The following is a 19,679-nucleotide window of genomic DNA, read 5'->3' as shown; positions in this document are numbered from 1 at the left end:
CTTTATCATTAGCCGGTAAATCTGCGCCCGGCTTTCTGCTACAATCCACACCCCGTTCGAAGATTGAGCAACACTCCCATGCGTTTAAACCCTGGACAACAACAAGCGGTCGAATTCGTTACTGGACCATGCCTGGTGCTGGCAGGGGCCGGTTCGGGTAAAACCCGTGTGATCACCAACAAGATCGCCCATCTGATCCGCAATTGCGGGTATCAGGCGCGACACATTGCGGCGGTCACCTTTACCAATAAAGCGGCGCGTGAGATGAAAGAGCGCGTCGGTCAGACGCTTGGCCGTAAAGAAGCGCGCGGCCTGATGATCTCCACCTTCCACACGCTGGGGCTGGATATCATCAAACGCGAGTATGCGGCGCTGGGAATGAAGTCCAACTTCTCCCTCTTCGATGACACCGACCAGGTGGCGTTGCTCAAAGAGCTCACCGAGGGGCTGATCGAAGATGACAAAGTGCTGTTGCAGCAGCTGATCTCGACGATCTCGAACTGGAAAAACGATCTGATGACCCCGGCGCAGGCCGCGGCGATCGCCAAAGGCGAACGGGATCGGATCTTCGCCCACTGCTACGGTCTGTACGATGCGCATATGAAAGCGTGCAACGTGCTGGACTTTGACGACCTGATCCTGCTGCCCACGCTGCTGCTGCAGCGCAATGAAGAGGTGCGCGAGCGCTGGCAGAATAAAATCCGCTACCTGCTGGTGGATGAATATCAGGACACCAACACCAGTCAGTACGAGCTGGTTAAGCTGCTGGTGGGGAATCGGGCGCGTTTCACCGTGGTAGGCGACGACGATCAGTCAATTTACTCCTGGCGCGGCGCGCGTCCGCAAAACCTGGTGCTGCTGAGCAAAGATTTCCCGGCGCTGCAGGTGATTAAGCTCGAGCAGAACTACCGCTCCTCCGGGCGTATCCTGAAGGCAGCAAACATCCTGATTGCCAATAACCCGCACGTATTTGAGAAGCGTCTCTTCTCTGAACTGGGCTATGGAACGGAGCTGAAAGTGCTCAGCGCCAACAATGAGGATCATGAAGCGGAGCGCGTCACGGGCGAGCTCATCGCTCACCACTTCGTCAACAAAACAGAATATAAGGATTACGCGATCCTCTATCGCGGTAACCACCAGTCGCGCGTCTTTGAAAAGATGCTGATGCAGAACCGCATTCCGTACAAAATCTCGGGCGGTACGTCGTTCTTCTCACGGCCAGAGATCAAAGACCTGCTGGCTTATCTGCGCGTGCTCACTAACCCGGATGACGACAGCGCGTTTCTGCGTATTGTGAATACGCCAAAACGCGAGATAGGCCCGGCGACGCTGCAAAAGCTCGGCGAGTGGGCGATGAACCGCAACAAAAGTATGTTTATTGCCAGCTTTGACATGGGGCTGAGCCAGACGTTAACCGGGCGTGGCTATGACTCGTTAACCCGCTTCACCCACTGGCTCGGCGAAGTACAGCGTCTCGCGGAGCGCGAGCCGGTGGCTGCAGTGCGCGATCTCATTCACGGCATCGACTATGAGTCCTGGCTGTATGAAACCTCAGCCAGCCCGAAGGCGGCTGAGATGCGCATGAAGAACGTTAACCAGCTTTTCAGCTGGATGACCGAAATGCTGGAGGGCTCTGAAATCGACGAGCCTATGACCCTGACGCAGGTCGTCACCCGCTTTACCCTGCGCGACATGATGGAGCGCGGCGAGAGCGAAGAAGAGGCCGATCAGGTTCAGCTCATGACGCTGCATGCGTCAAAAGGGCTGGAGTTCCCGTATGTCTATCTGGTTGGTATGGAAGAGGGATTGTTGCCGCACCAGAGCAGCATTGATGAAGATAACGTCGATGAGGAGCGCCGCCTGGCCTACGTGGGGATCACCCGCGCGCAGAAAGAGCTAACGTTCACGCTGTGTAAAGAGCGCCGCCAGTATGGCGAACTCGTCCGCCCGGAGCCGAGTCGTTTCCTGCTGGAACTGCCGCAGGATGACCTGATCTGGGAGCAGGAGCGCAAAGTGATTACCGCGGAAGAGCGGATGCACAAGGGGCAGGCTAACGTGGCGAACATTCGCGCCATGCTGGCTAAAGCCAAAGAGAAAGGGTAATGATGAGTAGCCGGGCAAGGCGAAGCCGCCACCCGGCAATGTTCAGCGTATTACTTTACTTCCAGCACCCAGTGCACATAGCTCTGCCACTGGCACTCCTGCTCGATCATCTCGGCCCCTAACGGGTGACGATCAATCCAGTTTTCCGGCAGCGTCAGCGAAAGCTTCTCGTCATCGGCCACAAGATTAATGGCTGGCAGCAAATCATCGCGGCGGCGGCTGGCAAACAGGATCGCCAGACGCAGCAGGCGGCAGAGATGCTCGGCCACGCGCGGCGGTACGGCGTTTTGCTGATGCAAAGAGGAGAGGTCGACTGCATTGGTCTGGTTCAGCAGCAGCGTTGCCAGCAATTTTTTCTGCGCGGGCGTGTAGCCCGGTAAATCAAGGTTGCGGACCAGATACGCTGCGTGAGCCGGTGCCTGCTTAAAATCAATGCTCAGCCCTACTTCATGTAGCGCGCACGCGCTCAGGAGTAAATCCCGGCTCAGGTGATCAAGATCCCAGACGTTAGCGACCTGATCGGCGAAGCGTGACGCCAGCTGCGATACGCGTCCTGCCTGATCGATATCAACCAGAAAACGACGCTGCACGTTGCGCAGGGTACGGCTGCGGATATCCTGATCGACCGACAGATGCAGCATCCCGTAGACCAGGCCTTCACGCAGCGCACCGCCGGCCAGGGTCATACACTGGATGTTCAGCTCGGTGAAAATAGCGATAAGAATGGCCAGCCCGCTCGGGAAGACCAGCGCGCGTTCAAGCGTCAGGCCTTCAATTTCCAGCTCTTCCAGGCGTCCGCACTGAATGGCGCGCTGTTTCAGCTGCTGAAGCTTAGCAAGCGTAATCCGCTCGTCCATTCCCTGCGCCATCATGATTTCCTGCAGGGCCTGCACGGTCCCGGACGCACCCACGCAGACTTTCCAGCCGTGATAGCGCAGTTCATCCATGACCGGGCGTAATACCTCGCGCGCGGCGTTTTCCGCCTCGTCGAAGTTCTCTTTACCCAGATTACGATCGGTAAAGTAGCGCTCAAGCCAGGTCACGCAGCCCATCGAGAGGCTGAACAGCGACGTTGCCTGCGCGCCGGTGCCGGTCACAAGCTCGGTACTGGCACCGCCGATATCCACCACCAGGCGGCGATCGTCACCCCCCGTGGTGTGTGCAACTCCCTGATAAATCAGACGAGCTTCTTCTTCACCGCTGATAACCTGAACCGGGCAACCGAGAATTTCCTGCGCTCTGGCAATAAAATCCACGGCGTTCACCGCCAGGCGAAGTGTCGCAGTGGCGACGACGGTGATTTGGGCATGCGGGATATCCTGCAGACGCTCGGCAAAGAGTCGCAGACACTGCCAGCCACGTTCCATGGCTTCAGGTGAGAGGTGGTTATCGCTGCTCAGGCCCGCCGCGAGGCGGACCTTGCGCTTGATGCGCGTCAGCGTTTGTATGCTTCCCGCCACCTCGCGCACAACCAGCATATGAAAACTATTCGAACCGAGATCAATTGCCGCATAAAGCGAGGTGGAGCTGAGCATATTTTCTTAACCTGAACGACGACGATTACGCGGTGCGCCGCCTGAACGACGCGGACCATTGCCGGAGCGTGGGCGGGTTAGACGCTTAGGCGGCGGCAGTTCGCTTAACAGCGCTTCCGGATTGTATTTGCTCTGCGGGATAGAGTGACCGATATAAGTCTCAATGGCTGGGAGATTCAGCGCATACTCTTCACATGCAAGGCTAATAGAGTGTCCGCTTGCGCCCGCGCGACCGGTACGACCGATACGGTGTACGTAGTCTTCGCAGTCGTCTGGCAGATCGTAGTTAAAGACATGCGTCACGGCTGGAATGTGTAAACCACGTGCCGCCACGTCGGTTGCGACCAGAATATCGAGATCGCCACGGGTGAACTCTTCCAAAATACGCAGGCGTTTTTTCTGTGCGACGTCGCCGGTCAACAGGCCAACACGGTGACCGTCTGCAGCCAGATGGCCCCAGATGTCTTCACAACGATGTTTGGTGTTCGCAAAGATGATGGCGCGATCTGGCCACTCTTCTTCAATCAGCGTTTGCAGCAGACGCATTTTCTCTTCATTGGAAGGATAGAAGAGCTCTTCTTTAATGCGGTGACCCGTTTTCTGCTCAGGTTCCACTTCTACATATTCGGCGTTGTTCATCTGTTCGAATGCCAGTTCGCGTACGCGGTATGAGAGGGTTGCAGAGAACAGCATATTCAGACGCTGATTGGCCGGAGGCATACGGCGGAACAGCCAGCGAATGTCTTTAATGAAGCCGAGATCGTACATGCGGTCAGCTTCATCGAGCACCACAACCTGGATTGCGCCGAGGTTAATGTGGTTCTGTTTAGCGTAGTCGATAAGACGGCCGGTGGTACCGATCAGGATATCCACACCGCTTTCGAGCACTTTCAGCTGTTTATCGTAGCCGTCGCCGCCGTAGGCCAGGCCAATCTTCAGGCCCGTAGCCTGCGCCAGGGGTTCAGCGTCTGCGTGGATCTGTACCGCCAGTTCTCGCGTCGGGGCCATAATTAGCGCGCGCGGCTGGTTAACTTTGCGGTCTGCAATCGCTGGGTGAGAAAGTAAATGATGAAACGTTGACGTTAAAAACGCCATCGTTTTGCCGGTACCGGTTTGCGCCTGCCCGGCAACATCGCGACCGGCCAGCGTCAGCGGCAGCGCGAGGGCCTGAATGGGCGTGCAGTTATGAAACCCTTTATTTTCAAGGGCTTCAATCACCTTCGGGTGCAGCGCGAAGTCGGAAAACTTCTGTTCTGTTAAATGTGTTTTGCTCATAGTGTGGTAGAATATCAGCTTACTATTGCTTTACGAAAGCGTATCCGGTGAAATAAAGTCAACCTTTAGTTGGTTAATGCGACATCAACACGTCGTTGGTGGAGACAAAACCAACGTACCAGGCTTATTCCTGTGGAGTTATATATGAGCGATAAAATTATTCACCTGACTGACGACAGTTTTGACACGGACGTACTTAAGGCTGACGGGCTGATCCTCGTCGATTTCTGGGCTGAATGGTGTGGTCCTTGCAAAATGATCGCCCCGATTCTGGATGAGATCGCCGACGAATATCAGGGCAAACTGACCGTTGCCAAGCTGAACATCGACCAGAACCCGGGCACCGCACCAAAATACGGTATCCGTGGCATCCCAACCCTTCTGCTGTTCAAAAACGGCGAAGTGGCAGCGACCAAAGTGGGTGCGCTGTCCAAAGGTCAACTGAAAGAGTTCCTGGACGCTAACCTGGCGTAAGGTTTCTCCGCTGTGCGTTCAGAGCTCCCGGCTAAATGATGTGGAACTCTGGACGCCCGGCTGAAGTCGTGCTAAGTTAGCTATGACTTCGTTTTAAACATATCTTGTTGTTTGAATCTTGTTTTACCCGATACTTCCCGTTGTTGACATGAACAGTGCGTGAAGTGGCTAAATTCCGGGCTTGTCGCTCAATCCGTCTTGTCGTTTCAGTTCTGCGTTCTTTCCCTGTGACCAGACAGCGAACAGACATGAGTTGATGGCCGCTAAACAGGCATGGATGACCCTGCCATACCATTCACAACATTAAGTTCGAGAATCACCCCGAGTTTAAGAACCCACACCATTATGAATCTTACCGAATTAAAGAATACGCCGGTTTCTGAGCTGATCACTCTCGGCGAAAATATGGGGCTGGAAAACCAGGCTCGTATGCGCAAGCAGGACATCATTTTCGCCATCCTGAAGCAGCACGCTAAGAGTGGCGAAGATATCTTTGGCGACGGTGTGCTGGAGATATTGCAAGACGGATTTGGTTTCCTCCGCTCTGCAGACAGCTCCTACCTCGCCGGCCCTGACGACATCTACGTATCCCCCAGCCAAATCCGCCGTTTCAACCTCCGCACTGGTGACACCATTTCAGGTAAGATTCGTCCTCCTAAAGAGGGTGAACGCTACTTTGCGCTGTTGAAAGTCAATGAAGTTAACTTCGACAAACCGGAAAACTCGCGTAATAAGATCCTCTTTGAGAACTTAACGCCGCTGCACGCGAACTCTCGCCTGCGCATGGAGCGTGGTAACGGTTCTACTGAAGACTTAACCGCGCGTGTACTGGATCTGGCATCACCAATTGGTCGTGGCCAGCGTGGTCTGATTGTGGCGCCGCCAAAAGCGGGTAAAACCATGCTGCTGCAGAACATCGCTCAAAGCATCGCCTATAACCACCCAGACTGCGTGCTGATGGTGCTGCTGATTGACGAACGTCCGGAAGAAGTGACCGAGATGCAGCGTCTGGTTAAAGGTGAAGTGGTTGCTTCTACCTTCGACGAACCGGCATCTCGCCATGTTCAGGTAGCGGAAATGGTTATTGAGAAGGCGAAACGCCTGGTTGAGCACAAGAAAGACGTGATCATCCTGCTCGACTCCATCACTCGTCTGGCGCGTGCCTACAACACCGTGGTGCCGGCGTCCGGTAAAGTCCTGACCGGTGGTGTGGATGCTAACGCCCTGCATCGCCCAAAACGCTTCTTCGGTGCAGCACGTAACGTGGAAGAGGGCGGCAGCCTGACCATCATTGCGACGGCGCTGATCGATACCGGTTCTAAAATGGACGAAGTGATTTACGAAGAATTTAAAGGTACAGGCAACATGGAACTGCATCTTTCTCGTAAAATCGCTGAAAAACGCGTCTTCCCGGCTATCGACTACAACCGTTCCGGTACTCGTAAAGAAGAGCTGCTCACCACCCAGGAAGAGCTGCAGAAAATGTGGATCCTGCGTAAAATCATCCATCCAATGGGTGAAATCGACGCAATGGAGTTCCTCATTAACAAACTGGCGATGACCAAAACCAACGACGATTTCTTTGACATGATGAAACGCTCGTAACGCAAATAAAGCCAGCAAACGCCACGTTTTTACGTGGCGTTTTTCTTTTATGGACTATACGCTAGTACCATCTACTCCCAATTTTGACCGGTCGGTGCGACAATAGGGCCGTTTCTGCAGCCAAAGAAATAATTGATTGAAAAATATACAAAGGGAGTTGTAAGAAGCCATCTTTATTACTTCTGAGGCTGTGGCTTCATGGTTATACTTCCGGGACTAACATTTGTTGAGAGCAATCCATTGTGAATCTATTCACCGCCGTTACTGAACTGATCAGTATTTTTTTATTCACAACCTGTTTTTTGTTCATTGCGCGCAAGGTGGCAAAACGAATAGGGTTGGTGGATAAGCCTAATTTTCGTAAACGCCATCAGGGACTTATTCCTTTAGTCGGCGGGATTTCTGTTTACGCAGGGATTTGCTTCACGTTTGGTATTGCTGACTATTATATCCCGCATGCCGCCCTCTATATTGCCTGCGCCGGTGTCCTGGTGTTAGTCGGGGCTCTTGATGACCGCTTCGATATCGCGGTGAAAATACGCGCCACCGTTCAGGCGGCCATTGGCGTGGTGATGATGGTTGTCGGCGGACTGTATCTGCGTAGCCTCGGCTATGTGTTTGGCCCGTGGGAGTTAGTTCTGGGTCCATTTGGCTTCTTCCTGACGCTCTTTGCCGTCTGGGCGGCAATCAATGCTTTCAACATGGTGGACGGCATTGACGGCCTGCTCGGTGGACTGTCATCCGTTTCTTTCGCCGCTATTGGCATTATCTTATGGTTTGATGGCCAGTACAGTCTGGCAATGTGGTGTTTTGCCATGATTGCCGCCATTCTGCCTTATATCCTCTTAAACCTCGGCGTGCTGGGCCGTCGCTATAAAGTCTTTATGGGGGACGCGGGCAGTACGCTGATTGGTTTTACGGTTATCTGGATCCTGCTTGAAACCACGCAGGGTCAAACCCACCCGATAAGTCCGGTAACCGCGCTTTGGATTATTGCCATTCCATTGATGGATATGGTGGCGATTATGTATCGCCGCCTGCGCAAAGGGATGAGTCCTTTCTCTCCAGACCGCCAACACATTCATCATCTCATCATGCGTGCGGGTTTTACTTCTCGTCAGGCGTTTGTGCTGATTACTCTGGCCGCTGCTATTTTGGCCGCAATTGGCGTAGCTGCAGAATATTCTCATATCATTCCTGAGTGGGTTATGTTGGCATTATTCTTGCTAGCATTTTTCCTGTACGGCTACTGCATTAAGCGCGCATGGAAAGTTGCGCGGTTCATAAAACGTATTAAACGCCGGATGCGTCGTAACAGTGGCAAAAACACAACATTAACTAAGTAAAACCGGGACTATGATGACTCAACCGTTGGCGGGAGCGAAATCAGTGGTAACTGAGAATGAACTGGATATTCGGGGTTTGTTTCGCGTGTTATGGGCAGGCAAACTTTGGATTGCGGGGATCGCGCTGGGTTTTGCACTGTTAGCGCTGGCCTATACGTTCTTTGCAAAACAAGAATGGAGCTCCACGGCAATCACGGACAAACCAACGGTTAACATGCTTGGGGGATACTATTCCCAGCAGCAATTCCTGCGAAACCTGGATATTAAAGCCAACCTCGCCACGCCAGATCAGGTCTCCGTTATGGATGAGGCTTATAAAGAGTTTGTGATGCAACTGGCTTCGTGGGATACGCGCCGCGACTTCTGGTCTCAGACGGATTATTACAAGCAGCGTCGGGTTGATAACACTAAAGCCGATGCCGCTCTGCTGGACGATCTGATTAACAATATTCAGTTTATGCCGGGCGATGCGCTGCGTAACGTGAACGACAGCGTCAAACTGATTGCAGAAACCGCGCCGGATGCTAACAACCTGTTGCGTCAGTATGTCGCGTTTGCCAGCCAGCGTGCCGCAAGCCATCTTAACGAAGAGCTTAAAGGCGCCTGGGCGGCTCGTACAATCCAGATGAAAGCACAGGTGAAACGTCAGGAAGAGGTGGCTAAAGCCATTTTCGCTCGTCGTGTTCATAATATTGAGCAGGCGCTGAAAATTGCGGAACAGCACAATATTTCCCGCACTGAGACGGACGTGCCGGCTGATGAGCTGCCTGATTCAGAGATGTTCCTCCTTGGCCGCCCCATGCTGCAGGCGCGCCTGGAAAACCTCCAGGCCGTCGGTCCTGATTTTGACCTCGATTACGATCAAAATCGCGCGATGCTCAACACGCTTAATGTAGGTCCTTCTCTGGACCCGCGTTTTCAGACCTATCGTTATTTGCGAACGCCTGAAGAACCTGTAAAACGCGATAGTCCGCGTCGTGCATTCCTGATGATTATGTGGGGGATTGTAGGCGCACTGACGGGCGCTGGCGTGGCGTTAACGCGTCGTCGCAAAAACTAAGAACGCCGTCTACGATGAAGGCTGCGGCCTTCATCGCCTAATCGAAGAGAATCGATGTGAAAGTACTAACCGTATTTGGCACCAGGCCGGAGGCCATTAAGATGGCACCTCTGGTTCATGCGCTGGCCAGCGATCCGGATATTGAAGCAAAAGTCTGCGTCACGGCCCAGCACCGTGAGATGCTCGACCAGGTCTTAACGCTCTTTTCCATCGTCCCGGATTACGACCTCAATATTATGAAACCGGGGCAAGGTTTAACGGAGATAACCTGTCGCATTCTGCAAGAGCTTAAGCCGATCCTGGAGTCATTCAAGCCTGACGTGGTGCTGGTACACGGTGACACCACCACTACCGTGGCGACAAGCCTGGCCGCGTTTTACCAGCGAATTCCTGTGGGGCATGTTGAGGCGGGTTTGCGTACCGGCAATCTTTATTCGCCGTGGCCGGAGGAGGCCAACCGCACGTTAACGGGCCATCTGGCGATGTACCACTTTGCGCCAACGGAAAATTCTCGTCAGAACCTGCTGCGTGAAAATATCGCCGATAACAAAATTTTTGTGACCGGCAATACGGTCATTGATGCGTTAATTTGGGTGCGTGACCGCGTTCTGGCAAATAGCGATCTTCAGGAAGACCTCGCTGCCCGCTATCCATTCCTGCACAACGGCAAAAAAACCATCCTGGTCACCGGCCACCGTCGCGAAAGCTTTGGCCGGGGTTTTGAGCAAATCTGTCACGCGCTGGCTGAAATCGCTGCGCAAAATGACGATGTGCAAATTGTCTATCCGGTCCATCTCAATCCTAACGTCAGCGAGCCGGTTAATCGCATTCTGGGCCATGTCGACAATGTTCTACTGATTGAACCGCAGGACTACATGCCGTTTGTCTGGCTAATGAATCACGCCTGGCTGATCCTCACCGATTCCGGCGGCATTCAGGAAGAAGCGCCCTCTCTCGGCAAGCCGGTACTGGTGATGCGTGAAACGACCGAACGTCCGGAAGCCGTCAAAGCCGGTACGGTGCGTCTGGTCGGCACCAACGCGCAGCTCATCGTCGAAGAGGTCACGCGCCTGCTGCATGACGATGAAGCGTATCAGGCGATGAGCCGGGCCCATAATCCGTATGGAGACGGGCAGGCTTGTGGCCGTATTTTGCATGCACTTAAACACAATCGGGTATCGCTATGAGTTTTACTACCATCTCTGTCATTGGTCTTGGCTACATTGGCTTGCCTACTGCGGCCGCGTTTGCCTCTCGTCAAAAACAGGTTGTCGGTGTGGATATTAACGCCCGCGCGGTAGAAACCATTAACCGTGGCGAAATTCATATTGTGGAACCCGATCTGGATCGTGTGGTGAAAGAGGCGGTGGAAGGAGGCTTCCTGCATGCCAGCACGACGCCCGTTGAAGCGGATGCCTATCTAATTGCAGTCCCAACCCCCTTTAAAGGCGACCACGAGCCCGACATGGCGTTCGTCGAGGCGGCGGCAAAATCAATCGCGCCTGTGCTGAAAAAAGGGGCGTTGGTAATCCTCGAGTCCACGTCTCCGGTGGGGGCGACTGAACAGATGTCGCAGTGGCTGGCAGAGGCCCGTCCAGACCTGAGCTTCCCACAGCAGGTTGGCGAGCAGGCGGATATCAACATCGCCTACTGCCCGGAGCGCGTACTCCCGGGCCAGGTCATGGTCGAACTGATTAAAAACGACCGCGTCATTGGCGGTATGACGCCAGTCTGTTCCGAACGTGCCAGCGCGCTGTATAAGATTTTCCTGGAAGGCGAGTGCGTGGTGACAAACTCCCGCACCGCCGAGATGTGCAAGCTGACGGAAAACAGCTTCCGTGACGTGAATATTGCCTTTGCGAACGAACTTTCACTCATCTGCGCCGATCAGGGAATTAACGTCTGGGAGCTGATTAGCCTGGCTAATCGCCATCCGCGTGTGAATATTCTCCAGCCAGGCCCGGGGGTGGGCGGACACTGTATTGCCGTCGACCCGTGGTTTATCGTGGCGCAGAATCCAGCGCAGGCGCGCCTGATTCGCACCGCGCGTGAAGTGAACGACAGCAAACCTCACTGGGTGCTCAATCAGGTCAAAACCACGGTAGCGGATTGTCTGGCAGAGAGCGGAAAGCGCGCCAGCGAGCTGAAAATTGCCTGTTTCGGTCTGGCATTCAAACCCAACATTGACGATCTGCGTGAAAGCCCGGCGATGGAAATTGCTGAGATGATTGCCGGATGGCACAAGGGTGAAACGCTGGTGGTTGAGCCGAATATCCATGAATTGCCGACAAAACTGGCGGGGCACTGCACGCTGACGGCGCTGGATGAAGCGCTTGCGACGGCGGACGTGCTGGTGCTGCTGGTGGATCACAAAGAGTTTAAAGCGACATCCGCTAATGCGGTGCGTCAGCAGTATGTAGTTGATACCAAAGGTGTCTGGCGTTGAACAGCCTGAACGGGGTACTCGAGCCCCTGCAGTGGGAGAGTACCTTTTTCAGTCTGCCGTCGGCCATCGTGCGTCTGAGCGATGACGCGCCGGTACTGACTGAACCGGATTTTACCGCCTGGCAACGGGTGCAGGCTAAGATCCCGGCGGAGCGTACCGATCTGCTTGACGCGCTCCAGCAACACGGCTTTCAGCTGGTTGAAGGTGAGGTAGACTTTTCCATTACCCTTACCCGGCACGATGTGCCCGGTGCGGAAATGGCAACGGAACAGGACATCCCCGTCCTGCGTCAGATGGCGGCCCAGGCGTTTGCGCAGAGCCGCTTTCGTGCGCCCTGGTATGCACCTGACGATAGCGGGCGTTTCTATGCCCAGTGGGTAGAGAATGCGGTTAAAGGCACCTTTGACCACGTCTGCCTGGTTTTCCGTGCAGGAGACGGTCAAATCAAGGGCTTCGTCTCGCTGCGTAAGCTCAACGAGCGCGAGGCGCGTATTGGCTTATTAGCCGGGCGCGGCATGGGTGAAAAACTCATGCAGGCGGCGCTGCACTGGGCGCAGCAGCAGCAGGTTGAGACGCTGCGGGTGGCGACCCAACTGGGCAACACCGCCGCGCTTAAACGTTATATTGCGAGTGGTGCCAACATCGACGCCACCGCCTACTGGTTATACAGGTGACAAGATGATTCCATTTAACGCACCACCCGTTGTCGGAACTGAACTCGACTATATGCAGTCTGCTATGGGCAGCGGCAAACTCTGTGGTGACGGCGGTTTCACCCGGCGCTGTCAGCAGTGGATGGAACAGCGTTTTCGCAGCGCCAAAGTGCTGCTGACCCCGTCCTGTACGGCATCGCTGGAAATGGCGGCACTGTTGCTGGATATCCAGCCCGGTGATGAAGTGATTATGCCGAGCTATACTTTCGTTTCCACGGCGAATGCGTTTGTCCTGCGCGGGGCGAAAATTGTTTTTGTGGATATCCGCCAGGATACCATGAACATTGATGAGACGTTGATTGAAGCGGCGATCACTGACAAAACGCGCGCGATCGTGCCGGTTCACTACGCGGGCGTGGCCTGTGAAATGGACACCATCATGGCGATCGCCAAAAAACATAACCTGTTTGTGGTGGAAGATGCCGCGCAGGGTGTGATGTCCACCTACAAGGGACGCGCGCTGGGCACGATTGGCCACATCGGCTGCTTTAGCTTCCACGAAACCAAAAACTACACGGCGGGTGGAGAAGGTGGTGCGACGCTGGTTAACGACCGGGCTCTCGTGGAGCGTGCAGAAGTGATCCGCGAAAAAGGCACTAACCGCAGCCAGTTCTTCCGGGGGCAGGTAGACAAATACACCTGGCGCGATATCGGCTCCAGCTATTTGATGGCGGATCTGCAGGCTGCGTACCTGTGGGCGCAGCTGGAAGCGGCGGAGCGTATCAACCTTCAGCGTCTTTCCCTGTGGCAAACCTATTACGATGCGCTTGAGCCTCTGGCAAAAGCCGGGCGTATTGAACTGCCAACCATCCCGGCAGATTGCGTCCACAACGCGCATATGTTCTACATCAAGCTGCGCGATAACGACGACCGCAGCGAGCTCATCGCCTGGCTGAAAGAGGCCGAAATTATGGCGGTGTTCCACTATATCCCGCTGCACTCCAGTCCGGCCGGCGAAGCGTTTGGCACGTTTGCGGGTGAAGACCGCTACACCACTAAAGAAAGTGAGCGTTTGCTTCGCCTGCCACTGTTCTACAACCTCGCGCCCGTTAACCAGCGTACGGTGATTAATACCCTTCTGAGTTATTTCGGCTGATATGTCTCTGGCAAAAGCATCGGTGTGGACCGCCGCGTCCACGCTTGTAAAAATTGGCGCCGGGCTGTTGGTCGTCAAGCTGCTGGCCGTTTCATTTGGCCCTTCTGGTGTGGGGCTGGCGGGTAATTTCCGTCAGCTTATCACCGTCCTTGGTGTGCTGGCCGGTGCCGGTATCTTCAACGGCGTGACCAAATACGTTGCGCAGTATCACGATGATGCGGCTCAGCTGCGCAGAGTGGTGGGCACCTCTTCGGCTATGGTCACGGGTTTTTCAACCCTGATGGCGATTGTCTTTCTGCTGGCGGCGGCACCCATCAGCCAGGGATTGTTCGGGCACACCGATTACCAGGGGCTGGTGCGTCTGGTCGCATTGGTTCAGATGGGGATTGCCTGGGCTAACCTGCTGCTGGCGCTGATGAAAGGGTTTCGTGATGCTGCCGGAAACGCGCTTGCGTTAATCTTGGGCAGCGTCATCGGCGTGATTGCCTATTACTTTTGCTATCGCCTGGGCGGCTATGTAGGCGCACTGCTGGGGCTTGCGCTGGTCCCGGCGCTGGTGGTTGTGCCTGCGGCATTTATGCTGATGCGCCGGGGCGTCATCCCTCTTAGCTACCTGAAACCGCAATGGGACAAGGTCCTTGCCAGCCAGCTGGGTAAATTTACCCTGATGGCGCTCATTACCTCCGTCACGCTGCCGGTGGCCTACGTGATGATGCGAAACCTGCTGGCAGCGCATTATAGCTGGGATGAGGTCGGGATCTGGCAGGGCGTAAGCAGTATTTCCGACGCCTATCTCCAGTTTATTACGGCTTCCTTTAGCGTTTACCTACTGCCAACCTTATCGCGACTGACGTCCAGACAGGAAATAACGCGCGAGATTTTCCGATCGCTGCGTTTTGTGTTACCGGCCGTCGCGGCTGCCAGCTTTACCGTCTGGCTACTGCGCGATGTCGCCATCTGGCTGCTGTTCTCGGCGAAATTCATCGCCATGCGCGATCTCTTTGCCTGGCAGCTGGTGGGGGATGTGCTGAAAGTGGGTGCATACGTTTTCGGCTACCTGGTGATTGCAAAAGCGTCCCTGCGGCTGTATATCCTGGCGGAAATTAGCCAGTTTGCGTTACTGACAGCATTTTCGCACTGGCTGATACCCATGCACGGCGCGCTGGGGGCGGCTCAGGCCTACATGGCAACCTATATCGTTTATTTCGCTGCCTGTTGCGGCGTATTTTTATTGTGGCGTAAACGCGCATGACTGCACTGATTCACATCCTGGGATCGGACATCCCACACCATAACCAGACCGTTTTGCGGTTCTTCAACGACGAGCTGGCATCGGGTAATCCAGATGCGCGTGAGTTTATGGTTGCAGGTCAGGATAAGGGCCTGAGCGAGGCGTTTCCGGCGCTGACGATTCGCTTCTGGCCGGACAAGGCCACGCTGGCGAAGGCGGTTGTTGCCAAAGCGAAAGCCGACCGCGAGCAACGATTCTTCTTCCACGGACAGTTTAATACCGGGCTATGGCTGGCGCTTCTCAGCGGGGGGATTAAACCCTCCCAGTGCAGCTGGCATATCTGGGGAGCCGATCTCTACGAAGTCTCCCGAGGCTGGAAATTCCGTCTTTTCTATCCGTTGCGCCGCATGGCGCAGGGGCGCGCGGGCTGCGTTTTTGCTACCCGCGGCGATCTCAACTATTTTGCTAAACAGCACCCCAACGTGCGCGGCGAGTTGCTTTATTTCCCCACCCGCATGGATCCGGCGCTTAACGCCATGGCGAATGACACGGTGCGTGAAGGCAAACTAACGATCCTGGTGGGGAATTCCGGCGATCGTAGTAACGAACACGTCGCGGCGCTCAGGGCGGTGCATCAGCAGTTCGGCGACACGGTGAACGTGGTGGTGCCGATGGGCTATCCCGCCAATAACGACGCTTACATAGATGAGGTTCGCCGACAGGGGCTTGCGCTGTTTAGCGCAGAAAATCTGCACATTCTCAGCGATAAGCTGGAATTTGAGGAATATCTCGCGCTGCTGAGAAAATGCGATCTCGGCTATTTCATCTTTGCCCGACAGCAGGGGATTGGCACCCTATGTCTGCTGATTCAGGCGGGGGTACCGTGCGTGCTAAACCGCGAGAACCCGTTCTGGCAGGACATGGCCGAGCAGCATATTCCCGTGCTGTTTACCTCAGACACGCTGAACGTCGAGGTGGTACGGGAAGCCCAACGCCAGCTCACGCTGGTGGATAAAAATAGCATTGATTTTTTCAGCCCGAATTACCTCACGCCGTGGCACCGCGCGCTGCGTATCGCTTCAGGAGACAAAGTATGAGTCAGTTGCAATTCAGCGGCTTACTGATTGTCTGGCTTCTGAGCACCCTGTTTATCGCCACGCTTACCTGGTTTGAATTCCGCCGGGTGCGCTTCAACTTTAACGTTTTCTTCTCGTTACTGTTTCTGCTGACCTTCTTTTTCGGCTTCCCGCTAACCAGCATTCTGGTATTCCGTTTTGACGTGAGCGTCGCACCGCCGGAAATCCTGCTCCAGGCGCTTCTGGCGGCAACCTGCTTCTATGCCGTCTACTACGTCACCTATAAAACGCGTCTGCGTTCAGCGCAGACAGCTGCCCCGCGTCGGGCGCTCTTTACCATGAATAGGGTGGAGACCCACCTGACGTGGGTGATGCTGATGACCATCGCCCTGGTCAGCGTCGGTATCTTCTTCATGCATAACGGCTTCCTGCTGTTTAAGCTCCACTCCTACAGCCAGATTTTTTCAGCCGAGGTTTCGGGCGTTGCGCTTAAGCGTTTCTTCTACTTCTTCATCCCGGCGATGCTGGTGGTCTTTTTCCTGCGCCAGGACAGCAAAGCGTGGCTGTTCTTCCTGGTTAGCACCGTCGCGTTTGGCATCCTGACCTACATGATCGTGGGCGGCACGCGCGCGAACATCATCATCGCCTTCGCGATCTTCCTGTTTATCGGCATCATCCGCGGCTGGATCTCATTGTGGATGCTGGTTGCGGCAGGCGCGTTTGGCATTGTGGGTATGTTCTGGCTGGCGCTAAAGCGCTATGGAATGAACGTAGCGGGAGATGAGGCGTTTTACACGTTCCTTTACCTGACGCGCGATACCTTCTCGCCGTGGGAAAACCTGGCGTTGCTGCTGCAAAACTATGACAAGATTGATTTCCAGGGGCTGGCGCCGATTGTTCGCGACTTCTACGTCTTTATCCCTTCCTGGCTATGGCCGGACCGGCCTGGCGTGGTGCTTAACACGGCAAATTACTTTACCTGGGAAGTGCTGAACAACCATTCTGGTCTGGCAATCTCGCCAACGCTGATTGGTTCCCTGGTGGTGATGGGAGGAGCGTGGTTCATTCTCCCCGGGGCGGTTGCCGTGGGGCTGATTATCAAGTGGTTCGACTGGCTTTACGTGCGTGGAAACGAAGAGACCAACCGCTATAAGGCCGCCATTTTGCACAGTTTCTGCTTTGGTGCCATTTTCAATATGATCGTTCTGGCGCGTGAAGGGCTGGACTCGTTCGTTTCGCGCGTGGTGTTCTTCATGGTTGTTTTCGGCCTCTGCCTGTTACTGGCCAAACTGCTGTACTGGCTGTTTGACAGCGCAGGGCTTGTGCACAGGCGCGAGCGGCAGGGCAGCACAACGCTGTCGCAAGTCTGAGTAAGGATAGTAATGACTGATAAAATTTCTGCACCGCGCTATGCGCTACGTGGCCTGCAGCTTATTGGCTGGCGCGACATGCAGCACGCGCTGGACTTTCTTTTCGCCGACGGCCAGATGAAATCCGGTACGCTGGTGGCCATCAACGCGGAAAAAATGCTGGCGGTTGAGGATAATGCGGAAGTCAAAAGCCTGATTGAAGCGGCTGAATTTAAATACGCGGACGGGATCAGCGTGGTCCGCTCTATCCGTAAAAAGTATCCTGACGCTAATGTTTCCCGCGTGGCGGGGGCCGATCTCTGGGAGCAGCTTATGGCCCGCGCAGGTGAACAGGGCATGCCCGTGTTCCTGATTGGCGGGAAGCCGGAGATACTGGCCCAGACGGAGGAGAAACTGCGTCGTCAATGGAATGTTAATATTGTCGGCAGTCAGGATGGTTACTTCAAACCGGAAGATCGGCAGGCTCTGTTTGAGCGCGTTCGTGACAGCGGGGCGAAGATTGTCACCGTGGCGATGGGCTCCCCGCGCCAGGAGATCCTGATGCGCGACTGCCGTCTGGTCTGTCCGGATACCCTCTACATGGGCGTCGGCGGTACGTACGATGTCTTTACCGGCCACGTTAAGCGTGCGCCCAAGGTCTGGCAAAATCTGGGACTGGAGTGGCTGTACCGTCTGCTATCGCAACCGACGCGCATTAAACGACAGATCCGTCTGCTTCGCTACCTCGCCTGGCATTACACCGGGAAAATGTAATCAAAATGTAGCGCGATATGCTATTCGCGCTGCAACTCGCCTGCAAAACTGCTGATAATCTGTGCAATGCATTCATTTTTTTAATGCATCGTTTGCCATTTGGCAGATTTTAAGAAACCATTCGCTCCGTATTTTAGTACCCCTAAAAAACAATACCCGGTATTAAGCCGGGAAACAGCAAACACAATCGAGGATCTATGGCAGAGAAAAAACCGGAGCTACAGCGTGGGCTGGAAGCTCGTCATATTGAACTGATAGCGCTGGGCGGCACTATCGGCGTGGGCCTGTTTATGGGCTCCGCAAGCACGCTCAAATGGGCAGGCCCTTCCGTATTACTGGCGTACATTATTGCCGGGCTGTTTGTTTTCTTCATCATGCGTTCCATGGGTGAAATGCTCTTCCTGGAGCCGGTAACCGGCTCCTTCGCCGTTTACGCGCATCGTTATATGAGCCCGTTCTTCGGCTACCTGACGGCCTGGTCATACTGGTTTATGTGGATGGCGGTGGGCATCTCAGAGATCACCGCGATAGGGGTCTACGTCCAGTTCTGGTTCCCGGATATGGCTCAGTGGATACCCGCGCTCATTGCCGTGGGGCTGGTGGCGCTGGCAAATCTGGCCGCCGTGCGTCTTTACGGTGAGATCGAGTTCTGGTTTGCGATGATCAAAGTCACCACGATTATCGTGATGATTGTCGTCGGCCTGGGCGTGATTTTCTTCGGCTTTGGCAACGGTGGACATGCTATCGGCTTTGGCAATCTGACCGAAAACGGCGGCTTCTTTGCCGGCGGCTGGAAGGGCTTCCTGACGGCGCTGTGTATCGTTGTGGCCTCGTATCAGGGCGTGGAGCTGATCGGTATTACCGCCGGTGAAGCGAAAAACCCACAGGTCACGCTGCGTAGCGCGGTGGGCAAAGTGCTGTGGCGTATTCTGATTTTCTATGTGGGCGCGATCTTCGTTATCGTGACCATCTTCCCGTGGAACGAAATTGGCACGACGGGTAGCCCGTTTGTTTTAACTTTTGCCAAAATTGGCATCACGGCAGCGGCGGGTATCATCAACTTTGTGGTCCTGACGGCAGCGTTGTCAGGCTGTAACAGTGGGATGTACAGCTGTGGGCGTATGCTCTATGCGCTTTCGAAGAATAACCAGCTGCCTGCGGTGATGAGTAAAGTTTCACGTGCCGGCGTGCCGGTGGCGGGTGTGACGGTTTCCATTGCAATACTGCTGATTGGCTCTTGCCTGAATTACATTATTCCTAACCCGCAGCGCGTGTTCGTTTACGTCTACAGCGCCAGCGTGCTGCCGGGCATGGTGCCGTGGTTTGTTATCCTCATCAGCCAGCTGCGTTTCCGTCATGCGCATAAAAAAGCGATTGAAAGCCATCCGTTCCGCTCAATTCTGTTCCCGTATGCGAACTATTTGACGATGGCGTTCCTGATTTGCGTATTAATCGGGATGTACTTTAATGAAGATACCCGCATGTCGCTGTTTGTCGGGGTGATCTTCCTGGCGGCTGTGACGGCCGCATATAAGCTTTTTGGCCTGGGCCGCCGTGCCACCACGCAGAAAGTGGAGGAATAAGCGGCAAAATGTG

The 19,679-nt window shown here is 54.8% G+C and carries 16 protein-coding genes; 14 read left to right on the top strand and 2 right to left on the bottom strand.

The features are described from left to right. The first annotated feature begins 78 nt into the window (after window positions 1-78). Window positions 79-2,103: a DNA helicase Rep gene (gene rep / locus AB3N39_RS20190; protein WP_252093691.1), complete on the top strand. Its 2,025-nt coding sequence runs from the start codon at window positions 79-81 to the stop codon at window positions 2,101-2,103. Between the two features lie 50 nt (window positions 2,104-2,153). Here the strand turns inward: rep and gppA are convergent, their stop codons facing one another. Continuing rightward, window positions 2,154-3,638 (bottom strand): guanosine-5'-triphosphate,3'-diphosphate diphosphatase, encoded by a 1,485-nt coding sequence (gene gppA, locus AB3N39_RS20185; RefSeq protein ID WP_115877003.1) that lies wholly within the window; start codon window positions 3,636-3,638, stop codon window positions 2,154-2,156. A 6-nt stretch (window positions 3,639-3,644) separates the two neighbouring features. Continuing rightward, complete coding sequence (gene rhlB, locus AB3N39_RS20180; protein WP_133295333.1) at window positions 3,645-4,913, bottom strand: ATP-dependent RNA helicase RhlB; 1,269 nt, start codon at window positions 4,911-4,913, stop codon at window positions 3,645-3,647. A gap of 144 nt (window positions 4,914-5,057) precedes the next feature. Here rhlB and trxA point away from each other — a divergent pair, with 144 nt between their 5' ends. The 13 genes from trxA (at window position 5,058) to AB3N39_RS20115 (ending at window position 19,666) form a co-directional block, all read left to right on the top strand. Next, window positions 5,058-5,387, top strand: a complete 330-nt coding sequence (gene trxA / locus AB3N39_RS20175; RefSeq protein ID WP_006179218.1) for a thioredoxin TrxA — start codon at window positions 5,058-5,060, stop codon at window positions 5,385-5,387. 345 nt (window positions 5,388-5,732) lie between these two features. Beyond that, on the top strand, window positions 5,733-6,992 hold the full coding sequence (gene rho, locus AB3N39_RS20170) for a transcription termination factor Rho (protein WP_008501566.1): 1,260 nt from the start codon (window positions 5,733-5,735) through the stop codon (window positions 6,990-6,992). Between the two features lie 242 nt (window positions 6,993-7,234). After that, the gene (gene wecA / locus AB3N39_RS20165; RefSeq protein ID WP_111963514.1) at window positions 7,235-8,338 is read left to right on the top strand and encodes a UDP-N-acetylglucosamine--undecaprenyl-phosphate N-acetylglucosaminephosphotransferase; all 1,104 of its coding nucleotides are present in this window, start codon (window positions 7,235-7,237) and stop codon (window positions 8,336-8,338) included. A gap of 13 nt (window positions 8,339-8,351) precedes the next feature. Beyond that, window positions 8,352-9,398 carry an ECA polysaccharide chain length modulation protein gene (gene wzzE / locus AB3N39_RS20160; protein ID WP_111963515.1) on the top strand — a complete coding sequence of 349 codons (1,047 nt, stop codon included), beginning with the start codon at window positions 8,352-8,354 and terminating at the stop codon, window positions 9,396-9,398. Window positions 9,399-9,454: 56 nt separating this feature from the next. Further along, window positions 9,455-10,585: a non-hydrolyzing UDP-N-acetylglucosamine 2-epimerase gene (gene wecB / locus AB3N39_RS20155; RefSeq protein ID WP_136196072.1), complete on the top strand. Its 1,131-nt coding sequence runs from the start codon at window positions 9,455-9,457 to the stop codon at window positions 10,583-10,585. Next, a complete protein-coding gene (gene wecC, locus AB3N39_RS20150) occupies window positions 10,582-11,844 on the top strand; it encodes a UDP-N-acetyl-D-mannosamine dehydrogenase (protein WP_274241266.1) in 1,263 nt (420 codons plus the stop codon). Before wecB ends, wecC begins: the two co-directional genes overlap by 4 nt. After that, window positions 11,841-12,518 carry a dTDP-4-amino-4,6-dideoxy-D-galactose acyltransferase gene (gene rffC / locus AB3N39_RS20145; protein ID WP_367896975.1) on the top strand — a complete coding sequence of 226 codons (678 nt, stop codon included), beginning with the start codon at window positions 11,841-11,843 and terminating at the stop codon, window positions 12,516-12,518. Before wecC ends, rffC begins: the two co-directional genes overlap by 4 nt. Before the next feature lie 4 nt (window positions 12,519-12,522). Beyond that, window positions 12,523-13,653 (top strand): dTDP-4-amino-4,6-dideoxygalactose transaminase, encoded by a 1,131-nt coding sequence (gene rffA, locus AB3N39_RS20140; RefSeq protein WP_136196069.1) that lies wholly within the window; start codon window positions 12,523-12,525, stop codon window positions 13,651-13,653. Window position 13,654: 1 nt separating this feature from the next. After that, window positions 13,655-14,905, top strand: coding sequence for a lipid III flippase WzxE (gene wzxE, locus AB3N39_RS20135; protein WP_367896974.1), 1,251 nt, complete (start codon window positions 13,655-13,657; stop codon window positions 14,903-14,905). Continuing rightward, entirely contained in the window at window positions 14,902-15,981 is a 1,080-nt protein-coding gene (locus AB3N39_RS20130; protein ID WP_252093693.1) for a TDP-N-acetylfucosamine:lipid II N-acetylfucosaminyltransferase, read from the top strand. The genes wzxE and AB3N39_RS20130 overlap by 4 nt, the downstream gene beginning before the upstream one ends. Further along, entirely contained in the window at window positions 15,978-17,330 is a 1,353-nt protein-coding gene (gene wzyE, locus AB3N39_RS20125; protein WP_133295328.1) for an ECA oligosaccharide polymerase, read from the top strand. The genes AB3N39_RS20130 and wzyE overlap by 4 nt, the downstream gene beginning before the upstream one ends. A gap of 12 nt (window positions 17,331-17,342) precedes the next feature. Beyond that, window positions 17,343-18,083 carry a lipopolysaccharide N-acetylmannosaminouronosyltransferase gene (gene wecG / locus AB3N39_RS20120; protein ID WP_252093694.1) on the top strand — a complete coding sequence of 247 codons (741 nt, stop codon included), beginning with the start codon at window positions 17,343-17,345 and terminating at the stop codon, window positions 18,081-18,083. Between the two features lie 197 nt (window positions 18,084-18,280). Next, the gene (locus AB3N39_RS20115) at window positions 18,281-19,666 is read left to right on the top strand and encodes an amino acid permease (protein WP_136196065.1); all 1,386 of its coding nucleotides are present in this window, start codon (window positions 18,281-18,283) and stop codon (window positions 19,664-19,666) included. Window positions 19,667-19,679 lie beyond the last annotated feature (13 nt).

Origin of the sequence: Enterobacter vonholyi, assembly GCF_040834095.1 — a bacterium.
Taxonomy (GTDB): domain Bacteria; phylum Pseudomonadota; class Gammaproteobacteria; order Enterobacterales; family Enterobacteriaceae; genus Enterobacter; species Enterobacter vonholyi.
This window is presented reverse-complemented; position numbering and strand designations above follow the sequence as displayed.

What these genes read in the sequence shown, in the direction of transcription:
- AB3N39_RS20130 (WP_252093693.1), top strand. Translation starts at nt 14,902, where the DNA reads ATGACTGCACTGATTCACATCCTGGGATCGGACATCCCACACCATAAC.
- wzzE (WP_111963515.1), top strand. Translation starts at nt 8,352, where the DNA reads ATGACTCAACCGTTGGCGGGAGCGAAATCAGTGGTAACTGAGAATGAA.
- rhlB (WP_133295333.1), bottom strand. Translation starts at nt 4,913, where the DNA reads ATGAGCAAAACACATTTAACAGAACAGAAGTTTTCCGACTTCGCGCTG.
- rffA (WP_136196069.1), top strand. Translation starts at nt 12,523, where the DNA reads ATGATTCCATTTAACGCACCACCCGTTGTCGGAACTGAACTCGACTAT.
- wecC (WP_274241266.1), top strand. Translation starts at nt 10,582, where the DNA reads ATGAGTTTTACTACCATCTCTGTCATTGGTCTTGGCTACATTGGCTTG.
- trxA (WP_006179218.1), top strand. Translation starts at nt 5,058, where the DNA reads ATGAGCGATAAAATTATTCACCTGACTGACGACAGTTTTGACACGGAC.
- wzxE (WP_367896974.1), top strand. Translation starts at nt 13,655, where the DNA reads ATGTCTCTGGCAAAAGCATCGGTGTGGACCGCCGCGTCCACGCTTGTA.
- rep (WP_252093691.1), top strand. Translation starts at nt 79, where the DNA reads ATGCGTTTAAACCCTGGACAACAACAAGCGGTCGAATTCGTTACTGGA.
- AB3N39_RS20115 (WP_136196065.1), top strand. Translation starts at nt 18,281, where the DNA reads ATGGCAGAGAAAAAACCGGAGCTACAGCGTGGGCTGGAAGCTCGTCAT.
- rho (WP_008501566.1), top strand. Translation starts at nt 5,733, where the DNA reads ATGAATCTTACCGAATTAAAGAATACGCCGGTTTCTGAGCTGATCACT.
- gppA (WP_115877003.1), bottom strand. Translation starts at nt 3,638, where the DNA reads ATGCTCAGCTCCACCTCGCTTTATGCGGCAATTGATCTCGGTTCGAAT.
- wecG (WP_252093694.1), top strand. Translation starts at nt 17,343, where the DNA reads ATGACTGATAAAATTTCTGCACCGCGCTATGCGCTACGTGGCCTGCAG.
- wzyE (WP_133295328.1), top strand. Translation starts at nt 15,978, where the DNA reads ATGAGTCAGTTGCAATTCAGCGGCTTACTGATTGTCTGGCTTCTGAGC.